Source organism: uncultured Mobiluncus sp. (assembly GCF_902488535.1).
Lineage (GTDB): Bacteria > Actinomycetota > Actinomycetes > Actinomycetales > Actinomycetaceae > Mobiluncus.
The window spans coordinates 11885-29967 of record NZ_CABTWO010000002.1; the positions used below are offsets into that span (position 1 = coordinate 11885).

Below are 18083 nucleotides of genomic sequence, written 5' to 3' on the forward strand. Positions count from 1 at the left end.
CTCACAAGGCAGCGTTGCGCCGACGTACCACGTGGCGCAGCACAGCGTCGACTTGGGCGCCGCGACGCGATAACTCTAAGGTTTCCCGCAGTTCGTTCACCTGCTGGTCCTCGTTTCGTGCCACCCCGTCGGATTGAATCCACTCCAGCAGCTCGTCCAACTGGTCGTCTCCATAGGCTGCCAAGGGCAACCCTTTGGCAACCGGGGGACGTGGGCCGCGAGCGGTGCCGACCACGCGAAGGTTCGGGACGGCGGGACTTTCCGCAGAAGTCTCCTTTTCGGAGGCTGTCTTGACAACGTCTTCAGCAGGGGTTTCCTCAGGGTCCTGCGGCGCGGCGGAGGTCAATGAAGATGTATCTGTACCGTTCAGTACAGAATTTGGACTATCTGGTTCGTCGGGAAGTTCGATTTGGGGAGCCGCGATGAGCGGAACCGAAAGGGCATCTTGACGGCTGACTAAAGCCGTTTCCACCGCATGGCGAACCTTTGCCGCCTGTGCCGCCGGGTTCGCAAAAACTTCCATGGTGTAGCAGGTAATGACTTTCCAACCGGCCGCTTCTAGGCGGGCGGGCCACAGTCTCTCCCGTCTGCGCAAGGAAGGTTCTCTCACGTAAGTGTCGTCATCGGTCAGCACCGCCACCAGCAGTTCACTGGGTAGCTCGGCAGACCCGATGGCTAAGGGAATCTGAATACCGTCGTTTAATCCGAAGCGAGGTACCACCGTCAGCCCTGCTCGCCACAGACGCTCCGCCAAATCCACCAGCAGGCGATCCGGTTCCGATTCGAAAGATTCCGGGGTAGTTAAAGCCCGTTCCATACCTTCGGGGTTGTCGGAGGAGTCCAGCAAATCCACCAGCATTCGAGCCCCCGGCTCACTAATCTTGGACGCATCGACCTCATTGGCTCTAAACGCGCTAACAATTTCGAGCCGTTGGCGCACGACTTCCAGACAACCCACCACGTGAGCGACCCCGGAGGGGCCGGAAACTGGGCCAAAGTTCAACTGCACCCGCCCGCGCGGGGTCTTGGACATCCCCAAACTCATAATCACCACGTCACGTCGCAGCCCGCCAGCCGCAGCGGAATCAACCACAACGAAGGGCTCCCGCGCGTTTCCACTTTGAAAGAAAGCCTGAGCCTGCGGCACTTTTACCAAAGCATCGCTCAGGGCGGAACGGATCCTCGCCACCCCCCCGGGATTCAGACAGACCACCGCCAGGGACTGGGAGGCTCGGTTCAGGGCGTGATCCAAGACCAACTCCACCACGCGCGAAATTTCGACCCGAGAGATTACGGGCGATCCATCCCGCGCCAGAGGCGCTTCCGAACCGGTCACCACGTGGAGTTTCACCAGTGAGGCCGGGCGGGGAGACGGCACGGGCGCCACGGATTCACCGTAACCGTGACTCGCCAGGAACAACGCCACCTGCTCAGAAAGCTCACCCAAATCCGAACGCAGGGACACTACTGGCAGGACTTTCGCTGCAACCTGAGTAAATCCAGTCCACCCTCGCCGGGAATCACCGAGCACCACCAACTGCTTCGCCCGCGCAATGAGCGGAATCACCTGAGACAAGCTCATAAAATCCAGATGGTCCAAAACCAGAACTTCGATTGTGGAACTTCCATAAATCTGAGCCAGCAGGTAAGGCGAAAGCGCCCAGACGGGACGCAGATGGCGAACGAGAGGGGCAAAACTTTGGAAGTCAGACAACTCCGCCGTGTCCCCAGTCTCTAACACAGATTGCAAAGCCTCAGCGGTCGGAGCTTGGGCTTGGCGCGCTTGATCCGCCAGTTCGTGCATGGCTCGCGCCACAGGGAAAGGCAATGATTCGATTTGTGCCAAATCCAACGAACGCAAGGTATCCGCCAGCTCATGCATGGCTGCCCCGTCTATACCGGCCAAGACCGGGTCGCTTTGCATAATCTTTAGCAAGATAGCTGACCACCAAGCCAAGTCCAGTTCTGCCAGAGCTAAATCAGCAGGTACTCGCCGGGTCCGTAAATCATCGAGAAGCGGCCCTAACCCAGAATCTTTCAGTTCCTTTAGTAGCTGCACCTGCCCGGGCAGACGTAAGGCCTGGTCCGTAGTTTCATCTAGGGATTTAACTAAATTCAGAAGGTCGGATAGAGGCACTTCCTCTGGTTTCGCCCCTTCCGGGGTGGTGACTTGGCCGAGAATGGGGGCAAGTTCCGCAACCTCGGCAAAAACTTGCGCCGAAAGTTCCTGTACCGCCTCAAAATCTTGCGGAATTCGCGGCCATGCCCCCGGCAGCGCATGGCGGCGCCACAGGTCACGGAAACTTTGGACCCGCACCAGTTCATCGTGCAAATCCCGGGGCACCACTCCCGGACGCAGCGCATCCTTGGCTTGCTTCACCAGACTGCGCTTATCCCTTCCTTTCATCGGTAAGGAGCGTTCTTGACGCCATTTGCGGCTGGCGGTAGCGATGACCATATCCGCGGCCGAATGCTCAAAAATTCCGGGTTGGAAAATATCTAGAGATTGTGCCACTCCCTTTAACATTCCCAGCTGTTCTTTCCAGGCGTTCAACGTGGGGGCGAGAACCAATCCAGTTTCTTCGCTGACCCGCTCCAGTTCCTGATGCAGAGTTTCTAGGCGACCGTCCGCCAGGGCATGAATTTTCTCGATGACATCCTGGGCATCCGCTTCGGTGGAAAGAACCACGCCTTTCCAGGGGGATTCTTGCAGTTCCGGCCCTAGCAGGCCGGCATCTTGGGCTCGGGTCAGCAGCTCACGAGCCCGTTCGCGTCCTTCTTTGCTGGAGTGTTCGTCATCGGCAAGTTCCAGTTTCACCTTGGTGCGCGGTCCCGGCTTTGCGCTGGTTAGGTCCGCGAGAGCCTGCAGTGCAGCATAGGCGGAAACTCCCCACGGCTCACGCACCACGTGCAAACGCTGTGTATAGGCACTGAGTTTGTCTCGAGTTTGGCGCAGCCTCTCGTGAGCTTCGCTCAACTCCGTAACCGGCACGGGCGGCTGCGGATACGCGGTGTCCCCGCTCAAAAGTTGGTCTCGTAGAGCACTGCGCCACTCACCAGCCCCGGTCAGATCCAACACGAAACGGCCCAATCCGGCCTTTTGCAAACCTTCCACCGTGGCCTTACCAATTCGGCGCACTCCCGGTACGTAGCAAACGTGTTTTCCGCTGGCGCCACAATCGGCCAAAATGGCTTGAACAGTGGATGAACCGGGAGCCCCCGGAGGAACCTCAACAAAAATGGAACGTCCACTGGCGACCAGTTCTATAACTCGTGCTTGGCTCACATCCAAGTCGCCAATACCGCGTTCCAAATCCGGGTCCCGGTCCGCCGGACTGGTTTCAGGCAGCGGCTCCAAGAGCTCGGCAGCTGCCGATTTGTCTCCCGCAAAGGCTTTGACCAGCAGATTTTCACCAGCCACCGGGAGGATGGTGTCCCAATCCGAACTGAGTACCGCGCTGGATACCCCCAGATTAGCAACCAGCAGGTTTTCTTTGAGGTCAAAACCCGGTATAAAGTCCTGTCCTGCCCGACGAATCGCCTCGAGAGCTGAGGTCACGTTCAAGCGGCCGTCCTCTAAGCTCGAAGCAATTATGGCTTCAGGATTGCAATCGATCTGACGATCTCGAAAAACTTTCACCAAGACCGGGTTCATCACTACCGATCCGCCCATTTTCAAGGTGTAGTCCCCGTCAACCGCTTCCAGTTCCAGCGGACGCATCAGCACCGGCAGGTTGAATCTCTCCAATTTGAAATGGCTCAGTTCGGGGCGCGTTCCCCGTTCGGATTCTTTAAAAGGCGGCAGTTGCGTCCAGTTCGCGACCCCAATCACCAGATTGGTAGGGTACAGCCCGCAGCGAGCCACTGAGGATTTCTTTTCGGCGTCAATTTTCCTCATCACCGTTCGGGCGGCACCCAAAGTAGTGCTGTCGCGCAGCAACGAAGATAATTTCGTCAGCCTACCGCCATACAGCTGGGCTATTCCCGCGGGATGCGCCCCGGTCAATTCCAGAAGGTTCTCGAGCGCATCGATGTCGCGTATCCCCCGGGCTCCTGGTGAGGCCGAAGCTTCCTCAGCCCACAGCGCCAGACGCTCCTGAACCGGATCGACTGCTACAGACTGCAAAACCTCGGTGGCAGCGTCACTCTGATCAGAGGAAGCGGAGGCGGGATTTTCCGCGCTTTCCCCGGGGCTTTGTACCGGCTGTTCCAAATCTTCTTCCACATATCCACGATATGTGAAATATGGCACAATTCCGCGATGGCACGCCAAAAGTGGGCGAATCTAGAGGAGGAAATACAGAACCTGTAGTCAGGATTACCTCACCGTTTCCAGCTGCCCCAACAGACGCTGAATCACCGTTCCCAGCACTGCAATCAGATCCTCGCGACTCATGGAGGCCAAAGGCTCCAGCTTTACTACGTAACGGGACAGCAAAACCCCCAACATCGCGCTCATCATCAGCTCTACGGGTAAATCCAAATCCGTCCCAATCTGTTCCCTAATACTGGCCATAATCTGGTTTTCCACATAGTTCGCAAAGGTCTGCTGAGTCGCCGAATCTTGCAGCAGCAGGTTAAACAGCGTCTCCAAGGTTCCCGCGGTAGCAGCTTGTTCCCAAGTGTTCAGAATGGTGGCAGCTAAACGGTGTCCGGTTTCTTCTGGGGGACCATCCACCAGCGCCGCTGTCATCAACTGTTGAGGGTCTCCCGGCAGAGCCAATGATTCCCGCAGCAGCTGAGCCTTGGAACGGAAGTAATACGCGATGAGGGCCGGGTCGACTGCGGCCCGGCGGGCAATTTCGCGATAGGTAGCGTGTTTATAGTCCAGTTCGGTAAATGCCGCGTTAGCTGCGGCGAGGATTCTTTCTCGGGTTTCCCCTCGCGGTCCCGTGGGTCCTCTTCGAGACAAATTGGCGCTCTTCCTCATTTTAGCAAGCCTTAAGTTACGTAATTATTTTTTCGAGTTTCAATATTAATTCACTAGGCTCTCCGGTTACTTTCCCGGTAAACCCAATGATTCTGCGTTCTATATTATTCTAATTTCAACACGTTAAAATTTCTCAGTTTTCTGGGTATGTTCCTAGAAAACACGGCAAGGAAATGAATTGAGGCCCATCGTATGACTGTTAGTGCTGCGAACATCATCCGCCTCGGAGTTGATGTGGGCTCCACCACTGTCAAAGCAGTGGCCCTCAACGCGCAAGGGCAAAAGGTCTTTGCCGACTATCGCCGTCACAAGGCCGATGTTCGGCGCGAACTAACCCGGCTTTTGGAAGATGTCCTCACCGATTTGGGCGACGTTACTGTCCAAACCGCGGTCACCGGCTCGGGCGGTCTGCAAGTCGCTAACTCTATGCGGGTCCCTTTCGTCCAAGAAGTCATTGCTGAAACCGAGGCTGTCCGTAAACATAGTCCCCACACTGACGTCATCATCGAGCTGGGCGGGGAAGACGCGAAACTGACCTACCTGCATCCGACTCCCGAACAGCGAATGAACGGGTCTTGTGCGGGGGGAACCGGAGCCTTCATCGATCAGATGGCGACCCTGCTGGACACTGATGCCGAGGGAATGAACACCCTCGCGGCGCAAGCGCAAACGATTTACCCCATCGCTTCACGCTGCGGGGTTTTTGCCAAATCCGACATTCAACCGTTGTTGAACCAAGGTGCCGCCCACGCGGACATTGCCGCCTCTGTATTCATGGCGGTAGCCACGCAAACCATTGCGGGCCTTGCCAATGGCCGTCCTCTCCGCGGCAACGTCATGTTCCTTGGCGGCCCGCTGCACTTCCTGCCGGAACTGCGCCAGGCTTATGAAAAACTGCTGCCCAAAGTGGAAAACTTTTACACCCCCCCAGATGCACAGCTCTTTGTGGCTCTAGGCAGCGCCCTGCTGGCTGACGGAGGGCGCGCGGGCGGTAAAGCTGCCACCCCGGAGAGCCTGGAAGTCCTGATTGAACGCCTGAAACAGGCCGAAGTCGTCCACGAATCGACCCGGATGCGGCCGCTGTTTAACAACGACGCGGAACTCAAGGAGTTTCGTCAGCGTCACCAGCGCGATTGCATCCCGTCTCTGGACCCGACGGAAGCAAAGGGACGCTGTTGGCTAGGGATTGACGCTGGCTCCACCACTATCAAAGCCGTGGTCATCGACGAGTCCGACCGCATTGTTTTCTCTCATTACGCCACGAATGAAGGCAATCCTCTCCGGGCAGCCATCGACATTGTCCGCCGGATTCGCCAGGAGCTTCCGGCGGGCGCTACTATCGGGCGGGCTTGTTCTACCGGCTACGGCGAAGGCCTGATTAAGGCCGGGCTGACCCTGGACGAAGGGGTCGTGGAAACCATGGCTCACTACCGGGCGGCCAACCATATCGCTCCGGGGGTGACTTCGGTGGTGGACATCGGCGGCCAGGACATGAAATTCATCAAGATTAAGGACGGCAGCGTCGACTCGATTTCAGTCAACGAAGCGTGTTCTTCTGGCTGCGGTTCGTTCCTGCAAACGTTTGCCGCCACAATGAGCACCACAGTGCAGGAATTTGCCGCCGCCGCGGTGCAGAGTCCAGATCCGATAGACCTGGGTACCCGGTGTACCGTGTTCATGAACTCCTCGGTCAAGCAAGCCCAGAAGGAAGGCGCCGATACCGGGGCTATCGCCGCGGGTCTGTCCTATTCGGTGGTGCGCAATGCTCTGTATAAAGTCATCAAACTAAAAGACCCTTCAGATTTGGGCGACAAGGTCGTGGTGCAGGGAGGTACTTTCCTGAACGATGCCGTCTTGCGGGCTTTCGAGTTACTGACGAAACGAGAGGTGATTCGACCTAACATTGCCGGGCTGATGGGAGCCTACGGAGCGGCCTTGAGCGCCAAAATGCACGACGACCCCACCACGCAGTCCACGTTAGCCAGCTTGTCGGATTTGGATGCCTTCGATGTCGAAACTACCCACAAAACCTGCAACTTTTGCCAAAACCACTGCCAGGTGACGATTTCTACCTTCGCTAATGGCTCGCGCCACGTCACCGGCAACCGTTGCGAACGCGGCGCCAGTTTGGAAAAACGACCTCAAAAGTCCCAGATTCCAAACCTCTATGACTGGAAATATCGCCGACTGTTCGCTTACCGTCGTCTGACTGAAGACAAAGCCACTCGCGGGGATATCGGCATTCCTCGCGTCTTGGGGATGTATGAGGATTACCCGCTGTGGTTCACAATTTTGAGCCAGCTCGGTTTTCGCGTCATGATTTCAGGGCGGTCCTCCCATGAAGTGTTTGAACAGGGAATGGAATCAATCCCCTCGGAAAATATTTGCTACCCGGCGAAACTGGCTCATGGGCATATCGAGCAGCTGCTGGAAAAAGGGGTGAAAACAATTTTCTACCCCTGCGTGAACTACAATATGCCCCGCAATCCCAAAGCTGACAATAACTACAACTGTCCGGTCGTCGCCACCTATCCCGAGGCGCTGCGTCACAACATGGAAGGCCTTGATACCCCCGGAGTGCGCTTCATCTCGCCGTTCTTAAACATGGCAGACCCTGATTTTGTGGCGAAACGTCTAACTGAAGTGTTTACTGACTGGAACGTCACTATCGAGGAAGCTACCGCTGCGGTTCACGCCGGTTATGCCGAGGATGCGCGGGTCAAAAACGAGATTCGCGAGCAGGGTCGTCTGGCTCTGGAATGGATGCGCGCCAACGGCAAGCGCGGTGTGGTTTTGGCGGGTCGTCCCTACCACTTGGATCCGGAAATCAATCACGGAATTCCAGAGGCGATTATCAGCATGGGCATGGCGGTACTGACGGAGGACTCTATCGCCGATGGACGTCTGGAACGCCCGCTGCGGGTGCGTGACCAGTGGACTTACCACTCTCGATTGTATGAAGCAGCCGCCCGTGTCGCCGCGGAACCCGACTTGGAGCTGGTGCAGCTGACTTCCTTTGGCTGTGGTCTCGATGCTGTCACCGCAGAGCAGGTGCAAGAAATCCTGGAAGGTCAAAACGACATCTTTACCCAACTCAAGATTGACGAGGTCTCAAACTTGGGAGCGGCAACCATTCGGCTGCGTTCCCTGGCCGCGGCCGCCATTGAGCGTGAGGAACGTACCAAACGTCAGGAAAACGCCATCAACGTCGCCGGTCTGACCGGTAGCGCTCACGTAGACAACACGGGCAGTGTCAACGTGAGCTTCCTGCCCAACACCTCGACCGACACTATTCCGGACAATCACAAGGCCGCTGGTGCGGCTCTCACGTCAGCGACTGTGGCTACTTTCCCGGCCTCCGCCACCCGCCCGGAGGGGGTGCCCAGTCCCCTGTCCGCGGCCTCTAGTGTCGGCAAGAACCTTGCGGGTCATGTCTATGAGGCACACCCCTTCACGAAAGAGATGCGAGACGCGGGCTACACCATTCTCGTGCCGCAGATGGCGACTATCCAATTCCGTCTGGCTGAGCCGGTCCTGAAACGCAAGGGATACAACATTCGACTGCTGGAGAATGTCGATGCTCAAACTATGGAAACCGGTCTGAAGTACATCAATAACGATGCCTGCTACCCCTCGCTGGTGGTACTGGGTCAGCTCATCGACGAATTCGTTTCCGGACGTGCCGACCCGGATAAAACTGCCGTAGCTATGAGCCAGACCGGCGGTATGTGCCGGGCGACGAACTATGCTTCGCTGTTGCGCAAAGGACTGCGAGATGCTGGATATCCGCAGGTCCCAGTCATTGCCATGTCCCTGCAGGGGCTGGAAGAAAATCCCGGATTTACGTTCACGATTCCGATTTATCATCGAATTATTCAAGCCTTGGTTATCGGCGACGCCATTCAAAAGATGCTGCTGCGGGTGCGGCCTTACGAGGCGGCTCCCGGTTCCGCGATGGCCCTCTATGAGCGTTGGAACGAGTTGTGGCGCGAGTGGTTCGCTTCGGGCGGGAAACGGGTCGGTGGTTTCGGACGTGTCAGCTATTCCAAGCTCACCAAGATATGCGTGCGCGAGTTCGATGCCCTCCCGCTAAGGAATATCCCCCGTAAACCGCGGGTCGGAATTGTGGGAGAGATTCTGGTGAAGTTCCACCCCTACGCAAACAACCACGCGGTACAAACCATCGAGGATGAAGGCTGCGAAGCGGTGCTTCCCGGCCTGCTGCAGTTCTTTGAGTACTCGCTCGCGGACGGAAAATGGGACTGGGAAAACCTGGGCATGAATCCACAAGCCCGGTTTACGAAACCGCTGGCATTGTGGGTTTTGCGCCGCTACACCGCGACGGTAAACAGGGCGATGTCGGCCACCAACGGCAAGTTCCTGCCCGGTCGCAACATTATGGATATGTATGAGCGTTCCAAAGATATTGCGTCCATGGGTAACCAGGCGGGAGAAGGCTGGTATTTGGTTTCTGAGATGGTGGACATGATTGAAGGTGGCTGTCCGAATATCATTTGTGTCCAGCCTTTCGCCTGCCTGCCTAACCACATCGTTGGCAAAGGCATGTTCCGACCTCTGCGTAACCGCTATCCCCAGGCAAATATTGTCGGGATTGATTATGACCCCGGGGCTTCGGCAGTGAACCAGCTGAATCGGATTAAGCTCATGATTTCGACTGCGAAGATCAACGAGGGGCGCGATTTGGACTTTAGTAAGTTGAGCCCGGATTTACCCGAATTATCAGCGGCTGAATCCGCCACGTATGGATGTTGCTCCGACCCGGACGAACCGGCGCTGCTGGGGATGCCGACCATGCCCGGCACGACTAGACGAAAGCGCCCCCGAGCCGATTCGAACGGCCGACCTACCGCTTAGGAGGCGGTTGCTCTATCCACTGAGCTACGAGGGCAACGTTACCAAGTCTACTGTCTTTTCAGCACGATTTTAAACCTGACTGACAGAAAAACCGACCGCGATAAAAAGCGAGAGTGGAGCCGGAATACCGACTCCACTCAACTAAGTTATAAAGTTACTGACCGATACGCACGTATTCAGGATTACCGTAGACCTGTTGAACCTTCACGGATTCACCAGGGCGCGGTGAGTGTACCATCTTGCCTTCGCCGAGATAGACGCCAACGTGGCCGCCGTAGTAAACGATGTCGCCTGCTTGGGCTTCCCCAGCGGAAACGTGCCGCCCGGAAGCGCCTTGAGCCCACGAAGTGCGGGGCAGGGAAATCCCGGCCTGATTGTATACATAACCAACGAAACCGGAGCAATCAAAGCCATTGGGTGTGGTACCACCATAGACATAGGGCACACCCTGGTAACGCAGGGCAATGTCCGCGATGGAACCGCCAGCGATATTAGCCGGAATAGAAATCGGAGCGGCCGAAACCGCGGCACGCCCGGCACTGCGATTAGCGGTGCCGTGATTGTTAGCACTCTGAGCCTGCGCCTGCTGTTGCTGAGCCGGTACTTCGACCTGACCCTCAGTCCACGCTACGTTCTCCGGGGCAGTGACCACCGGGTTAGCGGCAACCGCCAGGTGCGCCTGCGCAACGGCGTCGCCTACCTGAGTGGAGACCGGCACCTTGGCCTGGGAAGGGGTATCTGCGCCTTCTGGAGCGGCAATGGCCGAACCAGCCCAAACGGTGCCTAGCGCCAAACCGGCGGAGGCTGCGGCTACAAACCCTTTCTTTCCATCGATGTTTTTCAAAGAATCTAAAGGTGTAACGGGCTTAGTTGCGGCGCGGTGCCGAGCCCGAGAAGTGGTGTTAGCCAACCTTGTCCCTTTCCTTGAAGGCCTGATTTCAAGTTCAGGTTCCGGACGGTTCGACCCGTCCTAAGAACGTGTTTCTAACACTACACCATTGAATTTCAAATGTCACATTTGGATAACAATTCCCGGCGATTTTGACAAGAGTTGGGCAATTTTTGCCTATAGCTTTATGAAAAAATGCTTGAAGAGATCGCGGGGAATCGCCACCGCCGGCAGGTCTTTTTCGCCGCTTTTCCCTGTGTTCTCAAGGAAAAGTGTCGCAACCTCGGCGCCGTCGTCAAACCTGAGCGTAACCTTAGAGCCAGGTAACATTTTGGCTTCACTTAATTTCTTAAGAATTCCCTCAAAAGCCTGCACCGGCTCTCCGATTCTCCCGATTTGCACCGCTCCGCCGTCAGGGTGACGACGCCAGAAAGAATCTAGGGTAGCTCCCTCGACTGTGGGATTAAAGTTCTTATAGTTCTTAACTCGGCGGGGGATCGGATTGCCATAGGGATCATGGTCCGGCATTTGCAGCAGCGCCAGCAGTAGAGACTCGACTTTCTCACTCATGACGTGCTCCCAGCGACAGGCTTCATCGTGGGCTTCGTCCCAAGGCAAGCCGATGACATCGGTCAACAGCCGTTCTGCCAGCCGGTGCTTGCGAATGACCTCGGTGGCCTCGCGCAGTCCCTGTTCGGTCAACGTAATTTTTCTATCGTCTTCCAGACTCAGCAGACCGTCACGCTCCATACGGGATATGGTCTGGCTGACCGTTGGCCCCGAATGGCCCAATCTCTCCACGATTCGGGCTCGCAACGGAGCCACTCCGTCTTCCATCATCTCGTAGATGACTTTCAGATACATTTCCGTGGTATCGACCAGTTCACTCATTCGCGTGATTCTTTCTGCATCGTGACTTCTCAGCAACAATCAGTTTTTACACCGCCAAGAACACCCTCTAACCTATCAAAATTCTTAACTAGCGGGCACCTCTCCAGTCAATTTCCTTTCTCCGGTCAGTTTTCCCGGTCTCCTTCCCTATTCTTCACAAGAGTCTTGGGTCTGGTTCCCGCGGATTGTTCGGCCTGATAGGGGTGGTGGCATAATCGAAACGTGAGTGAATATGCGAACCTAAAGATTCCCGCCGAACTTTTACCCAAAGACGGCCGTTTTGGCTGTGGCCCCACCCTGATTCGTCGTGAGCAGCTGGAGCATTTGGGTCATTCGACCCTCATGGGCACGTCTCACCGTCAGCCTCCGGTGAAGAATCTGGTGGCGGACTGTATCTCGCGGATGCGTGCCCTTTTCGAGGTTCCCGCCGACTACACGGTGGCCCTCGGCAACGGCGGAGCCACCACTTTCTGGGCCGCCGCCACGGCGTCTTTGGTTCTCCACCAAGCCGCCCACGCCGTCTTTGGTTCTTTCGGTGAAAAGTTCGCCAAAGAGACTTCGGGGGCGCCCTTCCTTGAGGAGTCACTCATCACCAAGGCCGAGTTGGGCGACTCTACCCTTCCGCAGCTCAGTGAGCAGGTCGATGTTTACGCTTGGCCGCAACAGGAAACCTCTACCGGGGCGATAGCGCCGGTGAAACGCCTGGGTCACGCCGATCAACTGGTGTTGATTGACGCAACTTCCATTGCCGGTTCCGTGCCGGTCGATTTAGCCCAGACCGACGCATACTATTTTTCCCTGCAGAAGGCTCTGGGGTCAGACGGCGGACTGTGGTTCGCTTTCCTCTCTCCCCAAGCGGTGGAACGAGCCGCCGAGATTACCGAAAACCCTTCCGCAGGTCGCTGGATTCCCGCAATCTTGAACTTGCAAACTGCGGTGGCAAATTCCGTAAAGAACCAGACTTTGAATACACCGGCTATCGCCACGTTGGAACTGCTGCACTCCCAGTTGCAATGGTTGGATAGCCTCGGCGGACTCCAGGCGGCGCAACAGCGGGTTCGCGCCAGCTCGGAGGCGATTTATGCGTGGGCGCAAGCTCAGTCTTTCGCATCTCCCTTTGTCGCAGACCCCGCAAAGCGCTCCCCGGTTGTTTCTACCGTAGAGTTTGATGCCTCCGTTGACACCGCCGCTCTGCTCCAGATCCTGCGCGACAACGGCATCGTTGACCTCAGTCCTTACCGCGCGGTAGGCCGCAACCAGTTGCGTATCGGAACTTTCCCCTCTACTGATCCCGCCGACACGACAGCGCTGCTGGCTTGTCTCGACTACGTTATCGAACGCCTGTAACGAAAATAAATCGTAAAAGACCCGACCAAGGTCTTGGTCGGGTCTTTTGCTTCAGAACTCAATTAGGCAATCAGCGCCTGAATGGGTCCTAAGGCAAAGTAGATGACGAACAAAATGCCCACCACCCACATCAACGGGTGAATCTCTTTGAACTTACCGCGCGACAATTTCATGATGATGAAAGCGATGCAGCCAAACCCGATACCGGCGGTAATCGAGTAAGAGAACGGCATCATGGCGATAGCCAGGAAGGCTGGAATCGCGTTTTCAGCATTCTTCCAATCAATATCCGCCACCTGTGTCATCATCAGGAACCCCACAAAGACCAGGGCGGTTGACGCGGCTTCTGCCGGCACCAGCTCTACCAAAGGGGCAAAGAACATGGACAGCAGGAAACACACCCCGACCACAACCGAGGATAAACCGGTACGGGCTCCTGCGCCTACGCCGGAGGTGGACTCCACGTAGGACGTGTTCGAGGAAACGCCGCCCAAACCGCCAGCCATGGCAGCGAGGGAGTCAACGAGCAGAATCTGCAGGGTACGGGGCGGATTACCTTTCTCATCGAGCAAACCACCGGCAGCACCGACGCCGACCATCGTGCCCATCGTGTCAAAGAAGTCCGCCAGCATTAGGGAGAAAATCAGCAGCAGCACAGAAATCACCGGGAGCTTCGTGAACGCCCCAAAGAAGTCAATCTGACCGAAGGTGGCAAAATCAGGAAGCTGCACAGGCGAGCCCTGCAAAGCAGGAACGTTCTTAGTCCAGCCGGTTTCGTTGACGACCTTGCCGGTCTCATCAGTCATCAGCGGAATCTTGACAATCGCTTGGATAATGACTGCGAAAACGGAAGACACTACAATCCCGATGAGGATGGCGGCCTGTACCTTGCGAATGTAGAGGACCAAAATGACCACAAAACCGATGAGGAACACGACCATCGGCCAGCCCGCGAAAGACCCCCCGATACCGAGCTGAACCGGAGTGCCTCCCGGACGGACAACTCCTGCGTTGATGAGGCCGACCAACGCGATGAATAAACCAATACCGACCGAGATAGCGACTTTCAGTTGGCTGGGGACGGCGTTAAAGACAGCCTCCCGGAAACCGGTGACCACCAGCAGCGTAATGACGACGCCCTCCCAAAAGATGAGTCCCATCGCTTCGCCGTAGGATAGCCCGAAGGGACCGAGCACCAGGGTGAAAGACACCATCGCGTTCAGCCCCATACCAGCCGCCAGAGCCAAGGGGAAGTTTGCCACCAGCCCCATCAAGATCGTCATCAAGCCGCCGACCAAGGCAGTTCCCGCCGCGATAGAGGCAGGGGTGACATTTTCAGCTCCACCGGCGCTGGCGGCCGCAATCAGGATGGAGGGATTGACGACCAGGATGTAAGCCATCGCAAAGAAGGTCACCAGGCCGCCGCGGATTTCTTGCCTTACGGAAGATTTACGTTTGGAGAGTTCAAAAAAACCATCAAGTCCTCCGCTGGTGCGGGCGGAACCAGGAGTGGTTTTCTTATCAGATTTGTTTGCAGATTTCGTTGTATTATTGCTCACCGCTTAACGCTAGCCGTTTCCCCGACAATAAGCCAAAACGCAACGTCACGGGCTTATGCATCCGCAGCTTTTCCCGAAAGAGTAATCTCATCCGGGTCAAGTTCCTGCAAGGATTTGTCGTCCAAGAAGGTCCGGCCCACCGGTAGTGTGCTCGGTGTCAGGTCTGCATCGGTTTCGGAGTGGGCTCCACAAGTGTGGTCCATCGCCACCACGTGTCCGTCGTCAGGGCTCCACGCGTTGGTACACAAACCAAACTCCAACCGCAGCGAACCACTAATTTTCCACAGGTAACCGCAGGTAGAGCAGGGATTATCCGGTGGATTACCGTGACGGTCCAGTTCGGTACGCGAATGCACATCGCGCAGCCAACGTTTTACCGCCGCATTGCGACCTTCCCGATTCAACACCCGTTTGCGCCCCAGTCCCAGTTCCCACAAGGCCAGCTGGTCAGCGTCCTCGCCGGTAGCTTCATATCCCTGGTCGAGGTTCGGGTCGTCCGGATCGTAGGGAGTCCGGTCTTTGCGTCCCAAGTCGCCGGGCTCCAACCGCTGTGACCACGGTATCCACGGGGGTGCCAGCAAGGCTCCCTCAGCGGGCAGCAGGTCGGTTTCACACACTGTCCCAATCCGTGCATGCGGAACTCGGGTCAGGCTGACAGCCCATACCCAGCCCTTGTACCCCGGTTTCAGGCACTCGAAAAAGTGCGTCACCAGACGTTCGCCGGTGGCTTCCACCCGCAAATGTTCCCCGACCTGTTCATCCTTCGTGATAGGTTTCAGAGCCTTGCGAGCCAGGTCGGACTGTTTGGCCAGCACTGAATCGGGCTCCGGGGCTCCGGCTGACTTAGTCGTTTGTGTTTGTTTTCGAGCCATCAACAGCTCCTTCGTGTCACTTCTTAGTCTGGTTTCATTCTTTCGGCAGGCGTTTAAGCTTCAAAAGACTGCGCCACGATTTTCAGCATCTTGGCAATCTGCTTGCCGTTTTCAGGATACTTCCCCCGCCGCAGGCTTCCCGAGGCGTCGTCGAGAATCCGAATGAGATCCTCCACGATAGGAACCATATCGGCAGCTTTCTTGCGTTGCGCTTTGGCTACGGAAGGGAGTTTTTCCACCACGGTCACATTCATGGCTTGGCGGCCGCGTTTGCCGTCAACGACCGAGTATTCGACCTTGGTGCCGGGATGCAAATCCACCACGTCCTCAGGCAGAGCCGAGGCGTGTAGGAACACCTCATCACCGTCGGCTCCGGCCACAAACCCGAAGCCTTTGACAGCGTCGTACCATTTCACTTTCCCGCTCGGCACTTGTCCTCCTCTAGAATCTTGGTTCACTTACCGCTCAAATCTAACGATTGTGGCAAAATTTTCAACCCAACCAGTCTAACTGCAAGCCCCAGCTGAGATAAAGTTATAGGTAACGTTTGTTGTGTTCGAAAGAAAGTAGCAAAGTTACTGTGTTTTCAAGAGTTCGTTTTATAGCGGCAGGTTTCGTTCTGCTGATGGCGGGGTTCGTTCCAGCGAACCAAGCTCAAGCTTTTCCCGCTATCCAGCCCGCAGCCGATCCCCTGGATATTTCCAGCAACCAGATTTACGACCCCGATAACAAACTGGGTGATGACGGCATCTATCAGGTAAAAAGTTCCATCGAGGCAGCCAAGAATTTTAATATGTCGGTCTATATCGCTATCGTTCCCGATTTCGGTGAGCTCTCTCCTCGTGAATGGAACGAGAAAACGATGCAGTTGTCGCACTTGGAGGCCAATTCCTACCTGCTCTCTATCGCCTACAATCCTGATGAGAACGGTTCGGGAGAGATTGCGGCCTCTTCCACCGCCGGTTCGGCTATCAATAGTGCCCAGGCCGGAGACCGGGCTATGCAGGTTTTGCCTTACCAGTTGAGCAACGGTGAATATGCTTCGGGCGTGAGTTCTTTCGTTCAGCAGTTAATGGATCTGGCTATGTCAGCAGGCTCAGGCTCCGCGGCTCCTGCGGGTGATACCGATGTATCAGGACGTTCCACCAGTAATTGGTTCATCCTTATGCTCATTTTGGCGATGCTGGTGGCGGTGGCTTTGGCCATCGCAATTTATCGGCGGAATTCCTACAACACCGCAGCCAAGCCTCACGACACCGTCGACTTTGACGCGGTCGAGAGCGCCGACCATGACAGCGAATTCGAAGGTAGCGAAGCGTTTGCTTCTGGGGAGCCAGTAGAAACCCAACTGCAAGCTAACGCCACGCAACCCATTACTCCCATCGGCACCCCGGATGTTATGGCTGCTGCCCCCGAGGCAGTTCCGGCAGATATCCATGCTGCGGGGGCACCGCCGGAAGCCAACCAGCCCGAATCACCGGCCTATCCAGAGCCAGAAATGCTCTTTGACGAAGCGGCTGCAGCGGAAAACGAAGCCAACTTTGAACGCGGGCTCAACGCCTTGAGCGACTTGAACAATTCCATTTTTGCAGCTACCGAGGACTTGCACGCCTCCGTACAAGCCTTCGAAGAAGCGGAAACCAGCAACTTCGCCGCTACCCTGGAATCCTCCCGCGACCATGCCAACGCTTTGATGAACTGGCTGGCGGGAGCCGATGTGGTCAACCGTGAGGAAGCTGGGCAACTTGAGGATTCGGCTCGCCAAGTTAAGCAGGCCCTGTCAGCTGAAGTACTGGAATTCACGAAACGCCGCCATAATCCCGCTCAAGTTAAGGCTTCCCTCGATCGGTTGGCAGCTTCCTGGAATCGGGCACGGAAGTCTCTGTCCCAAGTCGAGACTGTGGAAAAACAGCTGGAAGTCGACTATCCGCAAGCGAATTTGGGTCATGCCAGCGCGAACCTCAGTCAATCGAAGCGCTTGTTAAAGGCAGCCTACAAAGGCATCTTGTCCGGACAAAAGTGCCTGCAGGAGGGCGATGCCAAGACTGCAATCCGTTACGCGCGCGGTTCAGAACGGGCTGTTACCCAGACCGAATTCGCCCTGGAACACATCACGAAACTCGGCGCCTTCTTGTCTGAAACCAGAGAATACCTTTCTACGATGCTGGAAAGGCTGAATGCGGACGTGCAAACGATTCGGACTTATGACCCCGAGGCGAATGGGCAGGAAATTGCCATTACGCTACGGACTATGGAAAAAGCCCGCAAGGCGCTGGACGGAGAGGGCGACCCCATCGTGGCCTTGAGCAAACTCTGCGGTCTACAAGCAAATCTGTTTAATGTCTATGGCACTTCGGTTCTGGCGCAAGAATTGGCACAGTTGCAGGCTCAGTTCCCGCTGCGTCTGGCGTGGGAGCAACAGCATCTGGAGCTGCTGCGCACGAATATCATGTTGCGCCGCAAGAGCATCGATCCGCAGATAGAGGTGGAATTGTCTCGTTGCGAGCAGCTCATCGCCCAGGCGCGAGAGAAGCTCCCGCAAGAACCGCTCGTCGGGATGACAATGCTCTCTACCAGCGCAGAGATGCTGGTTCAGTTAGGCAGTGGGATTCCGGTAGCCTTCCCTACGCCGGCTAAGTAGTTCGATAGCAGTTTTGACCCGGTTCTCGGGTCAAAACTGTTTTTTAGAAAAAGTTATCCGACTGACGGCACGGCTAAAA

10 protein-coding genes and 1 tRNA gene are annotated in these 18083 nt (G+C 56.3%); 3 read left to right on the forward strand and 8 right to left on the reverse strand.

The annotated features are described in order from the left end of the window. Position 1: 1 nt before the first annotated feature. Complete coding sequence (locus RDL66_RS00925) at positions 2-4225, reverse strand: DNA helicase (RefSeq protein ID WP_308534601.1); 4224 nt, start codon at positions 4223-4225, stop codon at positions 2-4. 93 nt (positions 4226-4318) lie between these two features. After that, entirely contained in the window at positions 4319-4912 is a 594-nt protein-coding gene (locus tag RDL66_RS00930; protein ID WP_308534602.1) for a TetR family transcriptional regulator, read from the reverse strand. 210 nt (positions 4913-5122) lie between these two features. Between RDL66_RS00930 and RDL66_RS00935 the strand changes: the two genes are divergently transcribed. Further along, a complete protein-coding gene (locus RDL66_RS00935) occupies positions 5123-9805 on the forward strand; it encodes an acyl-CoA dehydratase activase-related protein (RefSeq protein WP_308534747.1) in 4683 nt (1560 codons plus the stop codon). On the opposite strand, the gene RDL66_RS00940 is transcribed toward RDL66_RS00935, so the two are convergent. From RDL66_RS00940 to RDL66_RS00950, 3 genes are all read right to left on the reverse strand, one after another. Further along, positions 9767-9839: transfer RNA gene (locus RDL66_RS00940), tRNA-Arg, on the reverse strand. The genes RDL66_RS00935 and RDL66_RS00940 overlap by 39 nt on opposite strands. Before the next feature lie 120 nt (positions 9840-9959). Next, positions 9960-10715 carry a C40 family peptidase gene (locus RDL66_RS00945; RefSeq protein ID WP_299295459.1) on the reverse strand — a complete coding sequence of 252 codons (756 nt, stop codon included), beginning with the start codon at positions 10713-10715 and terminating at the stop codon, positions 9960-9962. A 156-nt stretch (positions 10716-10871) separates the two neighbouring features. Further along, positions 10872-11585, reverse strand: a complete 714-nt coding sequence (locus RDL66_RS00950; protein WP_299295461.1) for a metal-dependent transcriptional regulator — start codon at positions 11583-11585, stop codon at positions 10872-10874. Positions 11586-11807: 222 nt separating this feature from the next. On the opposite strand from RDL66_RS00950, the gene serC reads away from it, so the two are divergent. Next, on the forward strand, positions 11808-12932 hold the full coding sequence (gene serC / locus RDL66_RS00955; protein ID WP_299295463.1) for a phosphoserine transaminase: 1125 nt from the start codon (positions 11808-11810) through the stop codon (positions 12930-12932). Positions 12933-12994: 62 nt separating this feature from the next. Here the strand turns inward: serC and RDL66_RS00960 are convergent, their stop codons facing one another. The 3 genes from RDL66_RS00960 to RDL66_RS00970 are packed head-to-tail and all read right to left on the reverse strand — an operon-like array spanning position 12995 to position 15794. Next, positions 12995-14491, reverse strand: coding sequence for an NCS2 family permease (locus tag RDL66_RS00960; protein WP_299295465.1), 1497 nt, complete (start codon positions 14489-14491; stop codon positions 12995-12997). A gap of 53 nt (positions 14492-14544) precedes the next feature. Beyond that, positions 14545-15363 (reverse strand): DUF3027 domain-containing protein, encoded by an 819-nt coding sequence (locus RDL66_RS00965; RefSeq protein WP_299295467.1) that lies wholly within the window; start codon positions 15361-15363, stop codon positions 14545-14547. A 53-nt stretch (positions 15364-15416) separates the two neighbouring features. Beyond that, the gene (locus tag RDL66_RS00970; protein ID WP_299295470.1) at positions 15417-15794 is read right to left on the reverse strand and encodes a cold-shock protein; all 378 of its coding nucleotides are present in this window, start codon (positions 15792-15794) and stop codon (positions 15417-15419) included. 149 nt (positions 15795-15943) lie between these two features. Between RDL66_RS00970 and RDL66_RS00975 the strand changes: the two genes are divergently transcribed. After that, positions 15944-18004, forward strand: a complete 2061-nt coding sequence (locus tag RDL66_RS00975; protein ID WP_308534603.1) for a TPM domain-containing protein — start codon at positions 15944-15946, stop codon at positions 18002-18004. Positions 18005-18083: the final 79 nt, after the last annotated feature.